This window comes from Paractinoplanes deccanensis, assembly GCF_016862115.1.
GTDB lineage: Bacteria > Actinomycetota > Actinomycetes > Mycobacteriales > Micromonosporaceae > Actinoplanes > Actinoplanes deccanensis.
In genome coordinates this window covers 1-18,190 of sequence record NZ_BOMI01000132.1, presented here as the reverse complement: position 1 = coordinate 18,190, position 18,190 = coordinate 1, and the positions used below count along the sequence as shown (strand labels likewise).

Sequence of the window (18,190 nt, the reverse complement as noted above, 5' to 3'; positions counted from 1 at the left end):
ACCGGCGCTCGCCGGTCCTTTTCCTTCGTGCTCGCGTCAGGCGTGGATGTCGAGGCGGCTGTCGCCGGGGACGGCCCGCCGGATCGCCGGGGCCGGCTCGGTCGGCAGCGGCGTCTCCGCCCGCTCGCCCCGGGCCGCGCCGGGGAAGCTCGCGGCGAACTGCTGGCGCGCCTGCTCCTGCTGCGGGTTGCCCTGCCGCAGGTCGAGAGTGGTGTTGCGGAAGCCGGCGTCGTTCAGCTCGCGCCGCAGGTCGTCCATCGCGTTGCGCAGCGCCTCGTTGCCGGCGTCGGTGCTGCCGGACAGCTGCACGGTGATGTCGCCGTTGCGGATCTCGGCCACCACCTGGACCGGGCCGAGGTCGGCCGGATGCAGGTGGACGGTGAGCCGGTGCACGCCGTCGGCGTCCAGCTTGAGCGGCACGATCCGCATGGCCAGCTGGGCGGCGGGCGGGTTCGGCAGCTGGCCGGCCGGTGCCGGCGGCGCGGCGGGCGCGGCCGGTGCGGCGGGCGCGGTGGGCTGCGGTCCGGAGACACCCGCCAGGCCCGCCTGGCCGAGCGCACCGGGGTTGGCGGCGCCGTCGGGTGCCACGCCGGGCGCGGCCGCCGGGTTGACCGGGTTGGCGGTGGGACCGGCGGCGGCGGTCTCCGCCTGCGCCGGCTGCGCCGGGGTCTCCGCGGTGGGTGCCGCGGCCGGTGCCGTCCCCTCCGGCACGGCGGCGGGAGCCTGGCCCACGCCAGCGGGGGTTGCGCCGGCCTCGGCCGGGGCGGTGGGGGTCGCGCCGGCCTCGGCCGGGGCGGTGAGGGTCGCGCCGGCCACGGCCGCGGCCGGGTCCTGGACGCCGAGCTGTCCCGCGCCGCCGGGCGCGGTGGCCGGCGTCATCACGGCGATGCCGCTCTGCGCGAGCTGGGTGGCGAACTCGGCCGGGATCGGGCCGCCGGGCTGGGCCGCGACGCCGGCTGGCGTGCCGGTGCCGGTGCCGGTGCCGAGGCCGAGCGCGGAGCGGCCCGTGGCGGCCTGCGCGGCCGCGGCCTGAGCCTCCAGGCTGAGATGCGCGCCCGTCGCGGGCAGGCCGCCGCCGGGCTGGGCCACGGCGGTGCCGGCCGGGGCGGCGGTGCCGGCGGCGAGCGCGACGCCGCCGACGGCCGGAGCGGCGCTCGGCCGGGCGGCGGTCCCGGGCTGGTCGGCCGGGGCCTGCTGCGGGGTGGTGACCTGGGTGGCGGCGACCGGCACGCCGGCGACGGCGGCAGCACCGGCCGCCGGGGGAGCGGTGGCGGCGTCGGGCGTGATCGCAGCGGGTTCGGCCGGTGCCGCACCGGTCTGCGTGCCGAGCTGGGGCACACCGTCGCCGAGCGCCGTCTCGGCGGAGTCCCCGCCCTCGGCCTGCGCGTCCACGGGCGTGCTCTCGGCGTCCTCGCCGTCGGCGGTCGTGCGGCGGTCGGCGGTCGTGCGGCCGTCGGCGGTCTCGCGGCCGACGGCGTCGTCGTGGCCGGCCGGGCCACGGTCGCCGGCGCGGTCGGTCCGCTCCGGGGAGGGCCCGCGGTCGTCCGCCGCCGGCCGGTCGTCGTCGCGCCGGTCGGTCACGGTCCGGTCGGCATCACGCCGGTCGGTCGCGGCCCGGTCGGTCACGGTCCGGTCGGTCACGGTCCGGTCGGTCACGGTCCGGTCGGCATCGCGCCGGTCCGCCGTGGCGCGGTCGGCGCCGGGCCGGGTGAAGCGGGCCCGGTCGGCGGCCTCGCGCCGCAGCGTCTGCCGCTCGGCGGCGGCCCGGTCGGCGGCCCGCTGATCGATCGCCCGCCTGTCGAGCGCACGCTGGTCGGCCGCCCGGTCCGCGGCCCGATCCGCAGCTCTGTCGCCTGCGCGCTGCTCGTCGGCCCGGCCCTCGCCGGCCTTGCGGTCACCGTCCTGGCCCGGCCGGGTCAGCTCGGCCGACAGCGCGTCACCGAACTCCTCCCCGCCCTCGCCGCGCTTGCCACCCGGCCGGCGGCCGATGTCGGCCACGGAGGCACGGTCGGCGCCGGTCACGGAATTCGGGCTCTTCATCCGGCTCTCCTAGCGTTTCAGCCGCCCAGGGCCTTCAGGGCCTTCTGGACCTTCGGGACGTACGCCTGGGTCTCCGAGAACGGCGGGATGCCGCCGTACTTGTGCACCGCTCCGCCGCCCGCGTTGTAGGCGGCCAGGGCCAGCGGCAGGGACTTGAACTCCCGCAGGTTGCGGGCGAGCAGCTTGGCCGCGCCGTTGATGGCCTGCTCCGGGTCGAACGAGTTCTTCACGCCGAGGCCGCGCGCGGTCGACGGCATGATCTGCATCAGGCCCTGCGCCCCGGCCTTGCTCACCGCATTCGGGTTGTACCCGGACTCGACCTTGGCAACCGCGGCGAGCAGCTTCGGCGAGACGCCGTACCGGTTCCCGGCCTGCACGAACAGGTCCGCGTACGGCACACCGGAGAGCGCGCCGCCGCCCTGGAGGCTGGCGGGGCGGATCGCGGCGGCGGCGTTCTGCGCGGCTACCGACCCGGTGTCGGCGTCCGAGACGACGCGGCGGATGTGCGTCGGCTTCTCGTACACAGTCTGGATCTTGACTTGGTCCCCCGGCTTGGGCGCCGCGATCATCTTGTTGTCGCCGACGTAGATCGCGACGTGGTCGACGGGCGAGTCGAACGCGAGGATGTCGCCGGGCTTGGCCTGCGCCAGGGTGGGCACCGCCTCACCGACCTTGGCCTGCTGGTGGGAGAGCCGGGGCACCTTGATGCCGAGGTCGGCGAAGGCCCGCTGGACGAGGGCCGAGCAGTCCAGGCCCTTGTCCGGGTCGGTGCTGCCGAAGACGTACGGCGTGCCGAGGTACTTCTTGGCGGCGTCGACCACCGACTGCCCGGTCGCCGCGCTGTTGAGGCGCATGCTGGGCGCACCGGTGGCGTTCGCGAGCGCCGAGGCGAAGGTGGTGCCGCCGGGCGAGGTCACTGTGCCGTTCGCGGCGGTGCCCGTGGTGCCGGGCGCCTGGTTGACGGGTGTCAGGCCGAGCTGGCCCTGAAGCTCCTGGATGCGGTTGAGCACCCCGGTGACGCCCCTCACGCCTCGCTCCCTCCGCCCCGGGCGGCCTCGCGCGCCTTGCTCGTCATCGCCACCTCGTCCAGGGCGGCCTGGTCCTTGCGCAGGTCGTGCGCCCGCACCATCTCGGCGTGCCGCTCGGCCATCAGCTCGACGGCACGGCGGCGCTTGGCCGCGTCCGCGAGCACGGCCATGCGCTCGCGCTCCAGCTCCTCGGCCTCGGCGACCATGCGCTGAGCCCCCATGAGCGAGGCGGCGAGCGACTGCCGGGCGACGATCGAGGCGACCATGGCGCGGGCGGTGCCCTCGGTGGGCGCCTCGGCACCGACCAGATCGAGATGCCGCCGCCGCACCAGGGCCTGAGCATCCCGGATCTCGGCACGCGACTGGTTCACCGCGCCGCGCGCCGCGTCCTCCTGAGCCTTGCGGGCACGCAGCACCGGCGAGAGCCGGAAGAATCGGTTCAAGATCGCCTCCTGACGCGGGCGCCCTACGCCCTCACCTGAACCGGTCGGCCCGTCAACGATTTCGCTGAGCCCCTGCACCCGACTCGCAACCGTTCACCGGCGAAAGCCCGGACGTTTCCCGGGCTCAGGTGCCCGCGGCCTGGATCAGGGCGTGCAGCTGTGCCCACGCCTGCTCGGCGGTCACCCGCTCGTCGAGGCCCTGCCGGAGGAAGGCGTTGATCTGCGGCCAGATGGCGGTGGCGCGGTCGGCGTCCGGGTTGGTCCCGGGCACGTAGGCGCCGATCTCCACCAGCTCGCGGATGTCCCGGTGGGCGGCCATCAGGCGGCGCAGCTCGGTCGCGTCGGCCTTCTGCTGAGGCGTGGTGATCTTGTTGGCCACCCGGGAGATCGAGTCGAGCGCCTGGATGCTCGGGAAGTGGCCGGCCGTGGCGAGCTTGCGGTCGAGCACGATGTGGCCGTCGAGGATCGAGCGGGCGGCGTCGGCGATCGGCTCGTTGTGGTCGTCGCCCTCGACCAGCACGGTGTAGAGGCCGGTGATGCTGCCCCGCGCGCCGGGGCCGGCCCGTTCGAGCAGGGAGGCGAGCATGGCGAAGACGGACGGGGGATAGCCCCTGGTCGCCGGGGGCTCGCCCACCGACAGGCCGACCTCGCGCTGCGCCATGGCCGCACGGGTCACGCTGTCCATCATCAGCAGCACGTCGGCGCCCTCGTCGCGGTAGTACTCGGCGATGCGGGTCGCCACGGCGCCCGCCCGCAGGCGCACCAGGGGCGGGGTGTCCGACGTCGCGATCACCACCACGGAGCGGGCCAGGCCCTCCTCGCCCAGGTCGTGCTCGATGAACTCGCGCACCTCGCGGCCCCGCTCACCGACCAGCGCGACCACGTTGAGCTGGGCGGACGTGCCTCGGGTGATCATGCTCATGAGGGTGGACTTGCCGACGCCGGAGCCGGCGAAGATGCCGATGCGCTGGCCCCTGCCGCACGGCACCAGCGTGTCCAGCACCCGCACGCCCAGCGGCATGGGCGCGTCCACGAGCTGGCGCTCCATGGCCGAGGGCGGCGCCGCGTCGATGCTCACGAGCTGCCCGCGCAGCGGCGGGCCGCCGTCCATCGGGCGGCCGAGCCCGTCGAGGATGCGGCCCTGGAGGTCGGGGCCGACCGCCACCCGCAGCGGCCCGCCCGTGCTGAGCACCGGGGTGCCGGCGCCGAGCCCGGCGATCGGCCCGAGCGGCAGGCAGGACAGCTTCTCGCCGTCGAGCGCGGCGACCTCGGCGTAGACGGCCTCCGGCCCCTCGCCCATCTGGAGCAGGTCGCCGACCCGCGCGTCGACGCCGGCCACCGTGACCCGCAGGCCGACCGCGCCGACCACCTTGCCGCGGGTGAGCGGCCGGGCCGCCTCTAGCGCCGCGCTCATGCGGTGCCGGAAGACGTCGGTCATGGTGCCTCCTAGAGCCGCAGGGCCTCCCGCGCGCGGGCCACCGCGGCCGCGATCGTGGCGTCGACCGTTCCCATGCCGGTCTCGGCCACCGCGTCCCCGGGGCGCAGCGCGCTGTCGGGGCGCAGGCTCACGCCGCGCCCCTCGTATTCGAAGTCGGCGGTGCCGTCCTCGCCGACCAGGGTGTGGAAGTCGTCCGGGTGCAGGCTGACCACCAGGCGGCCGGACTCGGGCGCGGCGGCCATCGCCCGGCGCAGCGCGTCCATGCCGCGGCCCTGCGGATCGTCCACGACCCGCCCGACGATCGCCTCGGCCAGCTCGAAGGCGTGCGCGAGCAGCACCTCCTGGAGCTCCGCGAACGTCGGCATGAGCTGGTTCTCGAGCTCGGTGACGGCCCGGCCGAGCGCGTTGACGGCCTGCGCCAGGGCGGCCGCGCGCCGCTGCTCGAACGCCTGGGCGCTGGCCTGGGCACGCGCCGCCAGGGCCTCCGCCTCGACGGCCGCCTCGCGCTGGCCCTGGGCCCAGCCCTCGGCGTAGCCCGCGGTGCGGGCCTGCTGTTTGGCGCGCTCGATCGCCTCGCCGTCGGCCGGCATGCCGGTCCGCAGGTCGACCGAGAAGCGCGCGGCCGAGGCCGAGTCGGCCACCGAGCCCCGCAGGACGGGGCTGTTCTCAGGCGATGAGCTCATCGGCCTCGCCGCCGCGCTGCACCTCGATCTGGCCGGAGTCCTCGAGCGACCGGATGACGGACACGATCTTGGCCTGGGCCTCCTCGACCATCTTGACCTTGACCGGGCCGAGCAGGTCGATCTCCTCCAGGAGGTTCTCGCGGCCGCGCTCGGAGAGGTTCTTGGTGACCTTGTCGCGGACCGTCTCGGGCACGCCCTTGAGGGCGGTGGCGAGGTCGGCCGGCTCCACCTGGCGCAGCACGAGCTGCACGGCGCGGTCCTCGAGGTTGACGATGTCCTCGAACATGAACATCCGGCGCCGGATCTCCTCGGCCAGCTCGGGGCTGCGGGCGTCCAGGGCTTCGAGGATCAGGCGCTCGGTCGTACGGTCGGCGCGGTTGATGATGTCGACCAGCGGCTGGAGGCCGCCGACCGTGGAGAGCTCGTCGGGCTGGAGCACCGTCGAGAGCTTGCGCTGCAACGCCTGCTCGACCTGGCGGATGACGTCCGGGGAGGTGCGGTCCATCACCGCGATCCGGTGCGCGACCTCGGTCTGCACCTCGAGCGAGAGGCCGGCGAGGATCGAGGAGGCGAGCGCCGAGGGGATGTGCGCGAGCACCAGCGCGATCGTCTGCGGGTGCTCGTACTGCACATACGAGAGCAGCTGCCGGGGGTCGGCGTGGCTGAGGAAGTTGAAGGGGATGTCGTTCATCGAGGCTTCGAGGCGGTCCAGTATCAACGCCGCGCGTTCCTTGCCGAGCGAGGCCTCGAGCAGCTCGCGGGCGTAGTCCATGCCGCCGGAGCCGGCGTACCGGGTGGTCGCCATGGCGTAGAACTCGTCCATGACGTCGTCGACCTGGGTGGGGTCGAGCTTGCCCAGCCGAGCGATCTCGGCCGAGATCATCTCGACCTCTTTCTCGGACATCTGGGCCAGGACCTGGGCGGACTGTTCCTTGCCGAACTGGACCAGCATTATGGCGGCCTTGCGCACGCCCGTCATCGACATGGTGGTGAGCGCCGGTGTGGGTGTGGTCAACGCGTACTCCCTCGGACCCGTCAGCAGAAAGGCGGTGACGGCGGCCGGCGATGACCGGCCGCCGTTGGTGCGTCAGCGCGTCGCGTCCGCGGACAGCCAGCCGCGCAGGAGCACCGCCATCTCGTCAGGTTGATCCTTGACCATCTGCTCGATCTCGCGCTGGCGTTCCTCGCGAGCCTGCACGTTCGTGTCGTCCATGGCGGTTCCCGCCTCCAGCATCTGGGCGGGGATCGCCTGGTTGAGCTCGGCGAGGCGCTGGGCCTCGAGCGCCGCCTGCATGTCCTCGAGGTGCTTGCGCTCCTCGGGGGTGAGCCCGCGGCGCTTCTTGCCGCGGCGGCTGAACCGCCAGGCGAGGAAGAGCAGCGCCAGCACGATCGCGCCGAGCGCGCCCGTCTTGATCAAGGACATCTGCTTGGCCTGCTGCGCGGCCGCCGTCGAGGCGCTCAGCGCGCTCTGGGCCGCCTGGGCGGCGCTGGTGTCGAACGGCATGGCGCTGACCGCGATGGTGTCGCCACGGGTGGCGTCGATGCCGGCCGCCGCGCTGACCAGCTGCTGCACCTGGGCGGGGTCGACGGTGCCGGCGACGCTGCTGTCCAGCAGGACCGCGACGGTGAGCTTGCTGATCTTGCCGGGAGCGCTCTTGCGGGTCTCCTGGGTCTCGTTTATGGCGTTGTTCTTGACGCTCGTGCTGTTCTCGTACTGCCCCTGCTCCCCGGTGCTGCCGGTGGTGCAGCCGGGGCCGGCGATGTTGTCCGGGCCGAGCACCCCGCCGGCGCAGTTCTGGGCGCCGTTGTACGCCTCGCGGCTGTTGCTCTCCGAGAGCGCCGGCACCGACGGGTCGGCGTTGTAGGTCTTGGTCTGCGTCGACGTCTGGTCGAAGTCGAGCACGGCGTTGGTCGTCACGACGGCGTGGCCGGGGCCGACCAGGCTCTCCACGAGCTTCTGGAGCGAGCTGTTCATGCGGTTCTGGAAGGCGACGGTCTGCGCCTCGGCGCCGCTGTCCCCACCCGTGCCGATGGCCGCACCACCACCGGTCGAGAGGATCTTGCCGTCCGAGCCGGCCACGGTGACCTGGGTCGGGTCGAGACCCTCGACGCTGGACGCGACGAGGTGCACGATCGACTGCACCTGGTCGCTGCTCAGCGGCCGGGTCGAGCTCGACGCGACCAGCACGGAGGCGGTCGGCGTGTCCTGGTTGTCGGCGAAGACGTCCTTCTGGGGGATGACGAGGTGCACGGTCGCCGCCTCGACGCCCTCGATCGACTTGATGGTGTTGGCGAGCTCGCCCTCCAGCGCCCGCTGATAGTTGGTCTTCTGCATGAAGTCGCTGGTGGTGATGCCCTGCTGGTCCAGCAGCGAATAGCCGGTGCCCTCGTCGCCGGGCAGCCCTTCGCTGCTCAGCGAGAGGCGCAGCTCGTTCACCTGGTCCTGCGGCACCAGCACGGTCTGCCCGTCGTTGGCCAGCTCGTAGCTGGTGCCGGACTTCTGCAGCGACTCGACGATCGCGCTGGCGTCCTTGTTCGACAGGTTGTTGAAGAGGATCGAGTACGTCGGCTTCGACGCCCACGTGGCGAAGAAGTAGGCACCGACGATGAGGGCGACTACTGCCGCGATCGTGACGGCCTTCTGTCCCGGAGTGAAGGACCGGAACGTGTCCGTGACGCGGCGAACCGGAGCGGGAAGGCGGTCGGTCATGTCAGGCCTGCATCCTCATGATTTCCTGGAACGCTTCCACGGCCTTGTTGCGGACCGCGAGCGTGAGCTGCATTCCGAGGGCCGCCTCGTTGGCGGCCATGGTGTACTGCGCGGGGTCCTGGAGCTCGCCGGTGGCGACCTTGGTCGCCAGGTCCTCGGCGTTGGCCTGGCTCGCCTGCACGCTCTCCAGTCCGCGGGACAGCATGCTGGCGAAGCTCTCGTTGGGTCCCTGCGCCTCTTCGGCTCGGGTGCCGCCGATGGCCGTCGTCTCGGCGCCGCTGATGCCGTTGACCGCGTCGAGGCCGGCCACACTGGAAAATCCGCCGATCGGGCTGATCGGAGAGGTCATGTCCTACCTCACTTCCCGAGGTTGATCGCCGCGGTGTAGGAGTCGCGAGCGCGGTCCACCACCGCGAGGTTGGCCTGGTAGGCGCGCTGGGCCATCATCATCTGGGCCATCTGCGAGCCCAGGTCGATGTCCGGCTTGCGGACGTAGCCCTGCGCGTCGGCGAGCGGGTGGTCCGGCTCGTGCACGAGGATGCCCTCGGCACTGCCGAACGCGACGCCGCCGACCTCGGCGCCGTTGCCGTCCTGCGCCTCCTGGGCGACGACGTAGCGGGCCTGGAACGCCGACTCCGAGGTCCGGCTGACGTTGTTCATGTTGGCGATGTTGTCGGAGACCGCGTCCAGCCACTTGCGGTAGACGGTGACACCGGTGCCGGCGACACCGAGGGCGTTGAAGGTGCTCATCGTCAGGCTCCCTTGATGGCTTCGCGCAGCATCGAGTACTTGTGGTCCAGCGCCCGCATGGTCAGCTGGTAGCGCATCGTCGTGTCGATGTGGGAGAGGGTCTCCTGATCGAGGTTGACGTTGCTGCCGTTGAGCCGGGTCGGCTCGAGCGAGCTCTGCGTGCTCGGCGCGACACCCAGCGGAGACATGCCCTTGGCGACGGCGCTGCGCAGCGCCTCTTCGAATTCGACCTTACGGGCCCGGTAGCCGGGGGTCTCGATGTTCGCGATGTTGTTGGCGATGGCGCTCTGGCGCGCGGCGAGGCCGGCGACCGCGACCTTCAAGGAGTTCGAGGAGATGTCGTCGAACACAGCAGCTCCTTGCGTGTCTGCGTCAAGGTGCCGATCCGTGGCGTTCCGGTGAGCAATCCGTGCTCGTACCATGCAGTTCGGCGCGACCGCCGATCCGCTGAGCGTCAAACGGTTGCTGACTGGTTGCACGCAAAAACGTCCCGGAGACCCCGCATAGGGGGTCCCGGGACGTTCTCTGTTCGCGCGTTCTTCGGTTACATGGCCCGGTCGACGTAGACGGGCCGTTTGACCGCCTCGCCGGTCTCGATCCGGGCCGTCACGGCGATCTGCTGCCGGTTGGCGGTCAGCCGCCGGGCGATCTCCTGCGCGGCCTTCAGCTGCCGGGTCAGGATCTCGTCGGCCCGCGGCTTGAGCTCCAGCGGCAGCGCGCCGAGCTCGGTCGGCGGCTTCCACAGGCTGGCCGGCGGGGTCTCGGCGTGACGGTGCTCGTCGGCGAGCATCGCCTCGATCGTGGCCACGTCGAGCTCCAACTCGTCGAGGGCCGCGCTCCAGGCGCCCCGCCAGTCCTCGCCCGCTTTCCCGCCGGTCATCAGGGTCACCCGGCGACCGCGGAGGCTGCCGCCTCTCGCCACGCGTCGCGCAGCGGCTCGAGGAAGCCGCGGCAGGCCGCGACCCGGTCGGCGTCCTTGGCGATGTTCGCGCCGATCAGCTCGGTCAGCACGTAGCCGTACAGGTTGGCCAGCCCCGGCGCGCCCGACCAGGCCTCGACGTCGAGGCTCGCCTGCAGCTCGATGACGATCTCCTGGGCGTGGGTCAGCTTCTCGTGCGCGACCTCGCGCTCGCCGGCGCGGACGGCCTCCTCGCCCTGCATCAGGTCGAGGATCAGCCGGTCGTAGAGCATGAGCAGCAGCTTGGCGGGAGAGGCGGTGTTGATCGAGTCCTGGAGGTAGCGGTCACGCAGGTTCGGTGCGGGCATGGTTCTCCTCGGTCAGTGCGGGACGGGCTGGACGGGGCTGGCGGGTCAGCCGAGGCCGGCGAGCTGTCCGGCCAGCCAGTTCGACTGCTCCTTCAGCTTGCCCAGGGAGACCTCGAGGTCGGAGTACTGCTTCTGCAGCGAGCTCTTGCGTGCGGCGAGGCGGATGTCCCAGTTCTCGATCTGGAGGTTGAGACTGTCGATCTCGTTGTTGCGTCCCGTGATCACCGAGGTGACGTTGCGGGACTGGTCGTCGGCGAGCGCGCGCATCTGGTCGCCGAAGGCGATCGCCGCCGCCTGGAACTGCGTGGGGTCCTCGTTGTACTTGGCCTTGAAGGTGTTGGAGTTGAAGGTGAGCTGGCCGCTGCGGTCCAGCTCGACGCCGAGCTTCGCCAGCGTGGTGCTGAGCGTCTTGTCGACGCCGGGGTTGGTGGTCTCGTCGTAGACCGGGTTGTCGTAGGTCAGGCCGAGGCTGATCTTGCTGAGGAACGCCTGCGACATGTTGCGGACCATGAAGTCGCCGGTCAGCGGCGAGCCCTTCTTGGTCGTGGCGTCGTACTTGGTCTGGGAGGCGACCTCGGTGAGGGTGCCGTTGACCGCGTCGACCAGCGCCTGCATCTTCGCCGCCATGCCGCTGACGTCGGAGTCGGCGGTGACGGTGACGTCGTTCTCCATCTTCGAGACGGTGATCGAGACGCCGGGCATCAGCGTGGTGAACGTGTTGGTGCTGCTCCGGACGCTGTACCCGCCGTCGACGCCGTCGCCGCCGCCGATGTCCAGCCGGGCGTCCTTGGCCTGCGCCACCTCGACGAGGTTGAGGCTCTCCAGTCCGCTGTCCACGCTGAAGCTCGCCTCGGCACCGGTCTTGGTGCCGCTGAGCTGGAGGATGTTCTCGTTGCCGCCGGTGGTGACGAGCACGGCCTTGACGCCGATGCCGGCCGCGTTTATCGAGTCGGCGACGCCCTGGGCCGTCTTGTCCTCGCCGAGGGTGACCGTCTTCGCCACGCCGCCGACGGTGAGCTCGACGGTGCTCGCGCTGGTGATGTCGCCGTCCTTGGCGACCTTGGCCGTGCTGATCTGGTTGCTGGCGAGGCTGCCCACGTTGAAGATCGTGGTGCCGGACGCCGTGTTCGTGCCGCCCGTCGAGGTGGCCGTCACCGTGGCCGAGCTGGACTTGGGCGAGACCGCGCGCCAGGTGGCGAGCTTGCCGATGTCCTCGGCCGCGGTCTTGATGGCCTTGAGCTTGGAGTTGACCGATTGGTAGGAGGAGACCGCGGTCTCGGCGGTGGAGACCTTGGTCTTGAGCCGGGTCTGCGGCGCCGCCTCGACCTGCATGAGCTGGGTGATGAGGGACGACGTGCTGAGGCCACTGACGAGACCGTCAACCGAAGTGGACACGGGCGCCTGCCTTTCGGTGCGGAAGAGCTGCTGCAAAACGAGAGTGGGGGAGCCGGCCTGTTCGCCGGCTTCCCCCACCTATTCGGTCGTGCGAGCGAGAGATTCAGCTCCCGCGGGTGGCAATTCGGTTAGCGCAGCAGCGAGAGAACGTTCTGCGCCGACTGGTTCGCCTGCGACAGCATCGAGGTGCCGGCCTGGGTGAGGATCTGGGCCCGGGTGAAGGACACCATCTCCTGCGCCATGTCGGTGTCACGGATGCGCGACTCCGACGCGGACAGGTTCTCGACGGCCACGTTGAGGTTGTTGATGGTGTGCTCGAAGCGGTTCTGGAACGCACCGAGCGAGGCGCGGCTGTCGGAGACCGACTGGATCGCCTTGTCCAGCACGTCGATCGCCACCTCGGGGTCCGTGGTGAGGTCGAGCGTGGCGGTGCCCAGCGTCTCCGAGTCGACGGCGCCGATGTTGATGCTGATGTTCTCGGTGCGGTTGGCGCCGACCTGGAACTTGCCGCTGTTGCCGCCCTCGACGTCCTCGTAGTCGGCGGAGATGCCGAAGGCGGTCAGGTCCGTCGCGAACTCGCCGGAACCGCTCAGCTGGAAGGTCGTCATCGGCGCGGTGGTGCCGGTACCGCTGCCGTCGTCGGCCATCTTGGTCCGCGCCGACATCGAGACCTCGGTGCCCTGGAAGCCGGCCGACTTCAGCGCGCTCGCGATCTTCTCGTTGAACGCGGACGCGACGTCCTGGCCGGTCGTGGCGTTCTTGAGGTCGTCCGCCGTGACGGTCACCGAGATCGGAGCCGGGTTGGTGCCGGTGCCGTCGAGCGTCTTGCCGGCGACCTCGCTGATCTCGAAGGTGATGTCGGTACCGCTGGTGACGGCGGCGATCGCGGTCGTGATGTCGTCGGCGCTCTGTGCGGTCGCGCCCGCGATGTCGGTCTGCTTGGTGGCGCCGAAGGCGCCGCCGAGCAGCTTCGACTTGCCGAACGCGGTGGTGTCGCCGATCCGGTCGAGCTCGGCGTTCAGCTGCTGGAGCTCCTTGTTCGACGCCTTGGCGGCCTCGGAGTCGGTGGCACCCGAGTTCGACGTCTGCACGGCGAGGTCACGCATGCGCTGGAGGATCGAGGTGACCTCGTTCAGCGCGCCCTCAGCGGTCTGCGCGACGCTCACGCCGTCCTGGGTGTTGCGGACGGCGACCTTGAGACCGCCGATCTGCGAGCGCAGGCCCTCGGAGATCGAGAGACCGGCCGCGTCGTCGGCCGCCCGGTTGATCCGGAAACCGCTGGACAGCTTCTCCAGCGACTTCGACATCTGGCTGTCGGTGACCGACAGGTTCCGGTAGGCGTTCTGCGCGGCGATGTTCTGGTTGATGCGAAGACCCATTGGTAGTTCCTCCCTGAGGGGTCTCTATGCCGGCCCGTCCTTGGAGCCGTGGCGTACGCCAGTCCGTTCGGCGCTGCGCCGACGGTTCATAGGCAGTCTGCGAGATTTCCTCGCTCTTTTCCGGCGAACCCGGAGAAAGCCGGGCGAACTCGTAGTCGCCCCGGAAATGGCCCGATCGGGGGAAATCCCTCAGCGGCGTGGCGGACGTGCCGACCTGTCCGAATGAGCGGGCTCGTCGCCGGGGGCGTGCCCGACCCGAGGCGAGACGGAGGACCAGGGGTGAGTCTTACCGACCTGGCCAGCGTCCTGTGGCGGTCACGTGAGCTGCTCGAGATGCTGTTGTTCAAGCTGGAGGAGGAGCAGCTGCTCCTCGCCACCAATCGCTCGCGCTGGCTGAGCCACGCCACCCGCGAGGTCGAGGTGGTGCTGGACCAGATCCGGCAGACCGAGGTCATCCGCGCCGCCTACGCGCAGGACTGCGCCGTCGAGCTGGGGCTGCCGGCCGAGGCGTCGCTCGGCGAGCTCGCCGACGCCGCCCCGGAGCCCTGGGGCGACCTGCTGCACCAGCACCGCAAGGCGTTCCTGCTGCTGACCTCCGAGATCAGCGCGCTCGCCGACGTCAACCGTGACCTGCTCACCGCCGGCCAGCGCGCGGCGCGCGAAACCATGCTCGCGTTCGCCGAAACTGTGGAAACGTACGGACCGCAGGGCCAGACCGTATCCGGCAGCGTGCGACGCTCCAGCCTGGTGGATGAGGCGATCTGATGGCTAGTTCCTTCGGCGGTTTGAACACGGCGCTCACGTCGCTCTACGCGCAGCGCCGCGGCCTGGACATCACGGGCCAGAACATCGCGAACGCGAACACCGAGGGCTACACGCGGCAGAAGGTCCGCATGCAGTCACAGACCGGCAGCCTGAACCCGGGCGTCTACGCGACGACCACCCAGGTCGGCAGCGGTGTCACGGTCTCGTCGGTGGAGCGCGGCCGCAACGAGTACCTGGAGGAGCGCGGGCGCACCGAGCACGCCAACTCCTCGTACCTCGCGACCCAGAAGGCGTCGTACGAGCAGATCGAAAGCGTCATGGCCGAGCCGAGCGACACCGCGCTCCAGGCTCGCCTGCACGACATGTGGGACGCCTGGAACGACGTCTCGAACAACTGGCAGGACCCCTCCACCCGCTCGGCCCTGATCGAGCGCAGCCAGACCGTGGCGGTCACCCTGAACGACACCCACGAGTCGCTGGCCAGTCAGTTCTCCGCCAACCGCACGCAGGCCGAGGCGTTCGTCAGCCAGGTGAACAACCTCGCCGGCCGGATCGCCGACATGAACCAGCAGATCGTCGTGGCGAACGCGTCCGGCCTCGAGGCCAACGAGCTGCTGGACCAGCGCGACGTGGCGGTCATGCAGCTGTCCGAGCTGACCGGCGCGACCACTCAGAGCAAGACGAACGGCTCGGTCAACGTCTACCTCGGCACCGCCCCGCTGGTGAGCGACTTCGTCACCCGCGAGGTCGAGCTGACCGGGCCGCCGACGCTCGCGGCGTGGACCGAGGACACCCCGATCGCTCTCAAGTGGACCGACACCGACATGCCCGTGACGACCGGCGGCCAGATGGGCGCGATGCTCGACACGATGAACACCATCATCCCGGGCATCTCGAGCCAGCTGGACGAGGTGGCGCGGACGCTCGCGAACAAGGTCAATTCGGCGGTCACCGCCGGCTACGACTTCAACGGCGATGAGGGCACGCCCTTCTTCGAGGGCGACGAGAACGGCGTCATCACGGCCGGCAGCATCTCGGTGGCGATCACCGAGGCGGACAAGGTGCCGTTCTCGGTGGAGAGCCGCAAGAATCCCGATCCCCTGCTGGCCGCCGTGGACCAGGGAATCGCCGACCAGCTCTCGGAGACGGGTGTCTCGTCGGACGGTCCCGACGCGCTCTACCAGACCATGATCGGCCAGCTGGGTGTGGCCTCGCAGGCGTCCGCGCGGCGCAGCGACATCCAGGACGCGGTCACCGACCAGGTCGACACCGCGCGCCAGGCCGAGTCGGGCGTCAACCTCGACGAGGAGATGACCAACCTGCTGACCTTCCAGCGGGGTTACGAGGCCGCCTCCCGGGTGCTCACCACCATCGACTCGATGCTCGACCAGCTGATCAACCGCACCGGCCTGGTCGGCCGCTGACGGTGAGCCGCAGGCGCATCCGATGTCCGAGAGGAGGGCAGCATGACGATTCCCAGCAGGGTCACCGACACCAGCATGACCCACCGGATGCTCGGTGACCTCCAGCGCAACATGGCCCGCGGGCAGAAGCTGCAGACGCAGATCTCCAGCGGCAAGCTGCTCAGCAAGCCGTCCGACTCGCCGACCGGCACGGTCACCTCGCTCCAGCTGCGCGGTGAGGTGCGGGCCACCCAGCAGTACTCGCGCAACGCCGACGACGGGCTGGGCTGGCTGGGCACCATCCAGGACAAGCTGGGCGCCGCATCCTCCCAGATCATCCGGGTGCGTGACCTGGCGGTGCAGGGCCTCAACGCGGCGTCCGGCGACGAGGGGAGCCGGGCCGCGCTGAAGTCCGAGATCGACAACATCCGGCAGTCGCTGATCAGCGAGGCCAACACGAAATACATGGGCCGGCCGGTCTTCGGCGGCACCACGGCGGGCGACACGGCCTTCAACGCCGACGGCGAGTTCATCGGCAACACCGCCGAGACGACCCGCACGGTCGGCCCGAACGCCAAGGTCCGCATCGAGGCCAACGGCGTTGACGCGTTCGGCGCCAACGAGAGCGACACCCAGCTCTTCAAGGTCCTGACTGACATTTCCGAGGCGTTGGACGCCAACAACCACAAGGATCTGGACGATGCGTTGGGTCGACTCGATTCGGCCCACGATTTACTAAAGTCCACCCTTTCGGACGTTGGCGCCCGATATAATCGGATTACGCAGATGAAGCAGTCCGCTGACGACCACCTGCTCTCCGTGACGTCGCAGCTGTCCGACATCGAGGATGTCGACCTGCCCAAGGCGATCATGGAATTGCAGATCCAGCAGACCTCTTATCAGGCAGCCCTGGCCGCCTCGGCCAAGGTGATCCAGCCCTCGCTCATCGATTTCCTGAGGTGACCATGAGTACTCGCACCGCGTACCGACCGATTGAGGCCTCCATGACCGACGCGTCCATGGGCCTGCCGACCATCACCATGGCGGTGCCCATGCCGGGCTTCCCGGCCCACCGGGAGTTCGTCCTGGTGCGGCTGAACGACGATGGACTGCTCTACGCGTTCACGTCCATCGAGGACCCGGAGCTGCGCTTCCTCGTCGCGCCGCCGGAGCCCTTCTTCCCGGACTACGCGCCGGAGATCGAGAAGGAGGTCTTCGCGGCCCTGAACACGAAGGACCCGGACCGCCTCCTGCTGCTGGTCGTCATCACGGCCGGCCAGAACGAGACCACGGCCAACCTGCTGGCGCCGATCGTGGTCGACCGCGACAGCATGCGTGCCATGCAGGTCGTGCTCAGCGGCTCCGGTCTCCCGGTCCGCGCGATCATGAACCGGGCCTACTGAACCGTCAGCGGCGCGGCCGCGGTGCCCGCGGCCGCGCCGACTCGCGATGCTGTCCGTCCACGGATGGAGGAGGGCACCGACGATGCTCGTACTGACCCGGCGCGCCGGGGAGAGCGTGATGATCGGCGACGACGTCATCATCACGGTTCTCGAGGCGCGCGGCGACGTGATCCGGCTGGGCATCCAGGCTCCGCGTGACGTGCAGGTGCATCGCGAAGAGGTGTACCGGGAGCTGCGGGCTGCCAACCAGGCGGCCGCCTCGCCCACCGAGGACGAGGTCCAGGCGGTCTCGAAACTGCTGCAGTCGCCGGACACACCGGCCTGAGCGTGGCGTACGCCCCGTCGCGCCGGCGACGGGGCGTTCACCGTGCGCTGATGAGAACAGTGTGCGGTGCGCGAGTTGCCAACGGCGCATCCGGGCGGTTGCGAAGAAGTTGCCGAGGGGGATGCGATGTCGCGACTCGCCCAGCTGGGTATCGCCAAGCGGCTGGCGCTGATCGTCGTGGTCGGCGCCGTGATGCTGGCCGCCCTGGCCTCGATCTCGTTGATCGGCCAGAACAAGCTCGCCGATCAGGCGGCGCTCGTGTCGCGCCTCCAGGCCGGGCAGGCGGCGCTCAACCACCTCGACACCCGGCAGAGCGAGCTCAAGGTGGACGCGTACCGCTCCGCCCTGGGCCAGGACGTCACGCAGGACGTCGTCGACGACGTGCAGTCGTCCACCGAGGCGGCCGACGCCGTGGTGGCGGCCGGGCTGCCCACCGACATGGCGGCCACCTTCGCCGAGAACCGGCCGGACTTCGTCGACTTCAGCGCCTTCATCTCCGACTTCGTGACCGCGGCCACGGCCGACCCCGCCTCGGTGCGGTCACGGCTCGACGAGATCGCCGAGCGCAACAACAAGACCGACGACGAGCTCGGCGCGCTGGTCGACCGGGTGACCGCCGCTGTCGACGCCGAGCAGGCGGACATGAGCGCGACCGTCAACCGGATCCGCACCCTCTCGATCGTGGTCGCGATCGCCGGGCTGGTCCTGCTGGTGGCGCTCGCGATCCCGCTGGCCCGCTCGATCCTGGTGCCGGTGCGCACGCTCGGCACGGTGATCGAGGCGCTCGCCCGCGGCGACCTCACCGGCCGCAGCGGCATCACCAGCCGCGACGAGCTCGGCCGCATGGCCGCCGGGCTGGACGGCGCGCTCGACTCGATGCGGACGTCGATGGAGAAGATCGGCCGCGACGCCGACGCGCTCGCCGCGGCCGCGGGGCAGCTCTCCGTCGTCGCGCAGCGCATCGCCGAGGCGGCCGCGAACACCGACCGGCAGTCCGCGGCGGCCTCCGCCGAGGCCGAGGAGATCTCGCGCAACGTGCAGTCGGTGGCCGCCGGCTCGGAGCAGATGGGCCTGGCGATCCGCGAGATCTCCCGCAACACCAGCGAGTCCGCCCAGATCGCCTCGGTGGCGGTCGCCGAGGCGGCGCGCGCGACCGAGACGG

The 18,190-nt window shown here is 70.9% G+C and carries 20 protein-coding genes; 6 read left to right on the top strand and 14 right to left on the bottom strand.

The window, feature by feature from the left end; genetic code table 11:
• Positions 1-36: 36 nt before the first annotated feature.
• From Ade02nite_RS32745 to Ade02nite_RS50415, 14 genes are all read right to left on the bottom strand, one after another.
• Positions 37-2,040, bottom strand: a complete 2,004-nt coding sequence (locus tag Ade02nite_RS32745) for a flagellar hook-length control protein FliK (RefSeq protein WP_203772311.1) — start codon at positions 2,038-2,040, stop codon at positions 37-39.
• Positions 2,041-2,057: 17 nt separating this feature from the next.
• A complete protein-coding gene (locus Ade02nite_RS32740; protein WP_203772309.1) occupies positions 2,058-3,068 on the bottom strand; it encodes a transglycosylase SLT domain-containing protein in 1,011 nt (336 codons plus the stop codon).
• A complete protein-coding gene (locus tag Ade02nite_RS32735; protein WP_203772307.1) occupies positions 3,065-3,511 on the bottom strand; it encodes a flagellar FliJ family protein in 447 nt (148 codons plus the stop codon). Before Ade02nite_RS32735 ends, Ade02nite_RS32740 begins: the two co-directional genes overlap by 4 nt.
• A gap of 124 nt (positions 3,512-3,635) precedes the next feature.
• On the bottom strand, positions 3,636-4,949 hold the full coding sequence (locus tag Ade02nite_RS32730; RefSeq protein WP_203772305.1) for a FliI/YscN family ATPase: 1,314 nt from the start codon (positions 4,947-4,949) through the stop codon (positions 3,636-3,638).
• Positions 4,950-4,957: 8 nt separating this feature from the next.
• A complete protein-coding gene (locus tag Ade02nite_RS32725) occupies positions 4,958-5,632 on the bottom strand; it encodes a FliH/SctL family protein (RefSeq protein WP_203772303.1) in 675 nt (224 codons plus the stop codon).
• Positions 5,616-6,647 (bottom strand): flagellar motor switch protein FliG, encoded by a 1,032-nt coding sequence (fliG, locus tag Ade02nite_RS32720; RefSeq protein ID WP_239169231.1) that lies wholly within the window; start codon positions 6,645-6,647, stop codon positions 5,616-5,618. The genes Ade02nite_RS32725 and fliG overlap by 17 nt, the downstream gene beginning before the upstream one ends.
• 72 nt (positions 6,648-6,719) lie before the next feature.
• Positions 6,720-8,342: a flagellar basal-body MS-ring/collar protein FliF gene (gene fliF / locus Ade02nite_RS32715; RefSeq protein WP_203772301.1), complete on the bottom strand. Its 1,623-nt coding sequence runs from the start codon at positions 8,340-8,342 to the stop codon at positions 6,720-6,722.
• A gap of 1 nt (position 8,343) precedes the next feature.
• Complete coding sequence (gene fliE / locus Ade02nite_RS32710; RefSeq protein WP_203772299.1) at positions 8,344-8,691, bottom strand: flagellar hook-basal body complex protein FliE; 348 nt, start codon at positions 8,689-8,691, stop codon at positions 8,344-8,346.
• Positions 8,692-8,699: 8 nt separating this feature from the next.
• Positions 8,700-9,092: a flagellar basal body rod protein FlgC gene (locus Ade02nite_RS32705; RefSeq protein WP_203772297.1), complete on the bottom strand. Its 393-nt coding sequence runs from the start codon at positions 9,090-9,092 to the stop codon at positions 8,700-8,702.
• 2 nt (positions 9,093-9,094) lie between these two features.
• Positions 9,095-9,442, bottom strand: coding sequence for a flagellar basal body rod protein FlgB (locus Ade02nite_RS32700; RefSeq protein WP_203772295.1), 348 nt, complete (start codon positions 9,440-9,442; stop codon positions 9,095-9,097).
• A 194-nt stretch (positions 9,443-9,636) separates the two neighbouring features.
• Positions 9,637-9,972 carry a hypothetical protein gene (locus Ade02nite_RS32695; RefSeq protein ID WP_203772293.1) on the bottom strand — a complete coding sequence of 112 codons (336 nt, stop codon included), beginning with the start codon at positions 9,970-9,972 and terminating at the stop codon, positions 9,637-9,639.
• Between the two features lie 5 nt (positions 9,973-9,977).
• The gene (fliS, locus tag Ade02nite_RS32690; RefSeq protein WP_203772291.1) at positions 9,978-10,358 is read right to left on the bottom strand and encodes a flagellar export chaperone FliS; all 381 of its coding nucleotides are present in this window, start codon (positions 10,356-10,358) and stop codon (positions 9,978-9,980) included.
• A 45-nt stretch (positions 10,359-10,403) separates the two neighbouring features.
• A complete protein-coding gene (gene fliD, locus Ade02nite_RS32685; protein WP_203772289.1) occupies positions 10,404-11,753 on the bottom strand; it encodes a flagellar filament capping protein FliD in 1,350 nt (449 codons plus the stop codon).
• 128 nt (positions 11,754-11,881) lie between these two features.
• A complete protein-coding gene (locus Ade02nite_RS50415; RefSeq protein WP_203772287.1) occupies positions 11,882-13,132 on the bottom strand; it encodes a flagellin N-terminal helical domain-containing protein in 1,251 nt (416 codons plus the stop codon).
• Between the two features lie 279 nt (positions 13,133-13,411).
• Here Ade02nite_RS50415 and Ade02nite_RS32675 point away from each other — a divergent pair, with 279 nt between their 5' ends.
• The 6 genes from Ade02nite_RS32675 to Ade02nite_RS32650 all read left to right on the top strand — a co-directional run.
• On the top strand, positions 13,412-13,897 hold the full coding sequence (locus tag Ade02nite_RS32675) for a flagellar protein FlgN (protein WP_203772285.1): 486 nt from the start codon (positions 13,412-13,414) through the stop codon (positions 13,895-13,897).
• Positions 13,897-15,321 carry a flagellar hook-associated protein FlgK gene (flgK, locus tag Ade02nite_RS32670; RefSeq protein ID WP_203772283.1) on the top strand — a complete coding sequence of 475 codons (1,425 nt, stop codon included), beginning with the start codon at positions 13,897-13,899 and terminating at the stop codon, positions 15,319-15,321. The genes Ade02nite_RS32675 and flgK overlap by 1 nt, the downstream gene beginning before the upstream one ends.
• A gap of 42 nt (positions 15,322-15,363) precedes the next feature.
• Positions 15,364-16,263 (top strand): flagellin N-terminal helical domain-containing protein, encoded by a 900-nt coding sequence (locus Ade02nite_RS32665; RefSeq protein WP_203772281.1) that lies wholly within the window; start codon positions 15,364-15,366, stop codon positions 16,261-16,263.
• 41 nt (positions 16,264-16,304) lie between these two features.
• A complete protein-coding gene (fliW, locus tag Ade02nite_RS32660) occupies positions 16,305-16,703 on the top strand; it encodes a flagellar assembly protein FliW (RefSeq protein ID WP_239169230.1) in 399 nt (132 codons plus the stop codon).
• Positions 16,704-16,785: 82 nt separating this feature from the next.
• Positions 16,786-17,028 (top strand): carbon storage regulator CsrA, encoded by a 243-nt coding sequence (gene csrA / locus Ade02nite_RS32655; protein ID WP_203772277.1) that lies wholly within the window; start codon positions 16,786-16,788, stop codon positions 17,026-17,028.
• A 126-nt stretch (positions 17,029-17,154) separates the two neighbouring features.
• Positions 17,155-18,190: HAMP domain-containing protein (locus Ade02nite_RS32650; RefSeq protein WP_203772275.1), on the top strand; the 1,036-nt coding region annotated here is incomplete at its 3' end.

Coding starts and splice junctions, on each gene's coding strand:
- Ade02nite_RS32725 (WP_203772303.1), bottom strand. CDS start 5,632: ATGAGCTCATCGCCTGAGAACAGCCCCGTCCTGCGGGGCTCGGTGGCC.
- fliW (WP_239169230.1), top strand. CDS start 16,305: ATGACCGACGCGTCCATGGGCCTGCCGACCATCACCATGGCGGTGCCC.
- fliE (WP_203772299.1), bottom strand. CDS start 8,691: ATGACCTCTCCGATCAGCCCGATCGGCGGATTTTCCAGTGTGGCCGGC.
- fliF (WP_203772301.1), bottom strand. CDS start 8,342: ATGACCGACCGCCTTCCCGCTCCGGTTCGCCGCGTCACGGACACGTTC.
- Ade02nite_RS32705 (WP_203772297.1), bottom strand. CDS start 9,092: ATGAGCACCTTCAACGCCCTCGGTGTCGCCGGCACCGGTGTCACCGTC.
- fliS (WP_203772291.1), bottom strand. CDS start 10,358: ATGCCCGCACCGAACCTGCGTGACCGCTACCTCCAGGACTCGATCAAC.
- Ade02nite_RS32665 (WP_203772281.1), top strand. CDS start 15,364: ATGACGATTCCCAGCAGGGTCACCGACACCAGCATGACCCACCGGATG.
- Ade02nite_RS32730 (WP_203772305.1), bottom strand. CDS start 4,949: ATGACCGACGTCTTCCGGCACCGCATGAGCGCGGCGCTAGAGGCGGCC.
- Ade02nite_RS32745 (WP_203772311.1), bottom strand. CDS start 2,040: ATGAAGAGCCCGAATTCCGTGACCGGCGCCGACCGTGCCTCCGTGGCC.
- csrA (WP_203772277.1), top strand. CDS start 16,786: ATGCTCGTACTGACCCGGCGCGCCGGGGAGAGCGTGATGATCGGCGAC.
- Ade02nite_RS32695 (WP_203772293.1), bottom strand. CDS start 9,972: ATGACCGGCGGGAAAGCGGGCGAGGACTGGCGGGGCGCCTGGAGCGCG.
- Ade02nite_RS50415 (WP_203772287.1), bottom strand. CDS start 13,132: ATGGGTCTTCGCATCAACCAGAACATCGCCGCGCAGAACGCCTACCGG.
- flgK (WP_203772283.1), top strand. CDS start 13,897: ATGGCTAGTTCCTTCGGCGGTTTGAACACGGCGCTCACGTCGCTCTAC.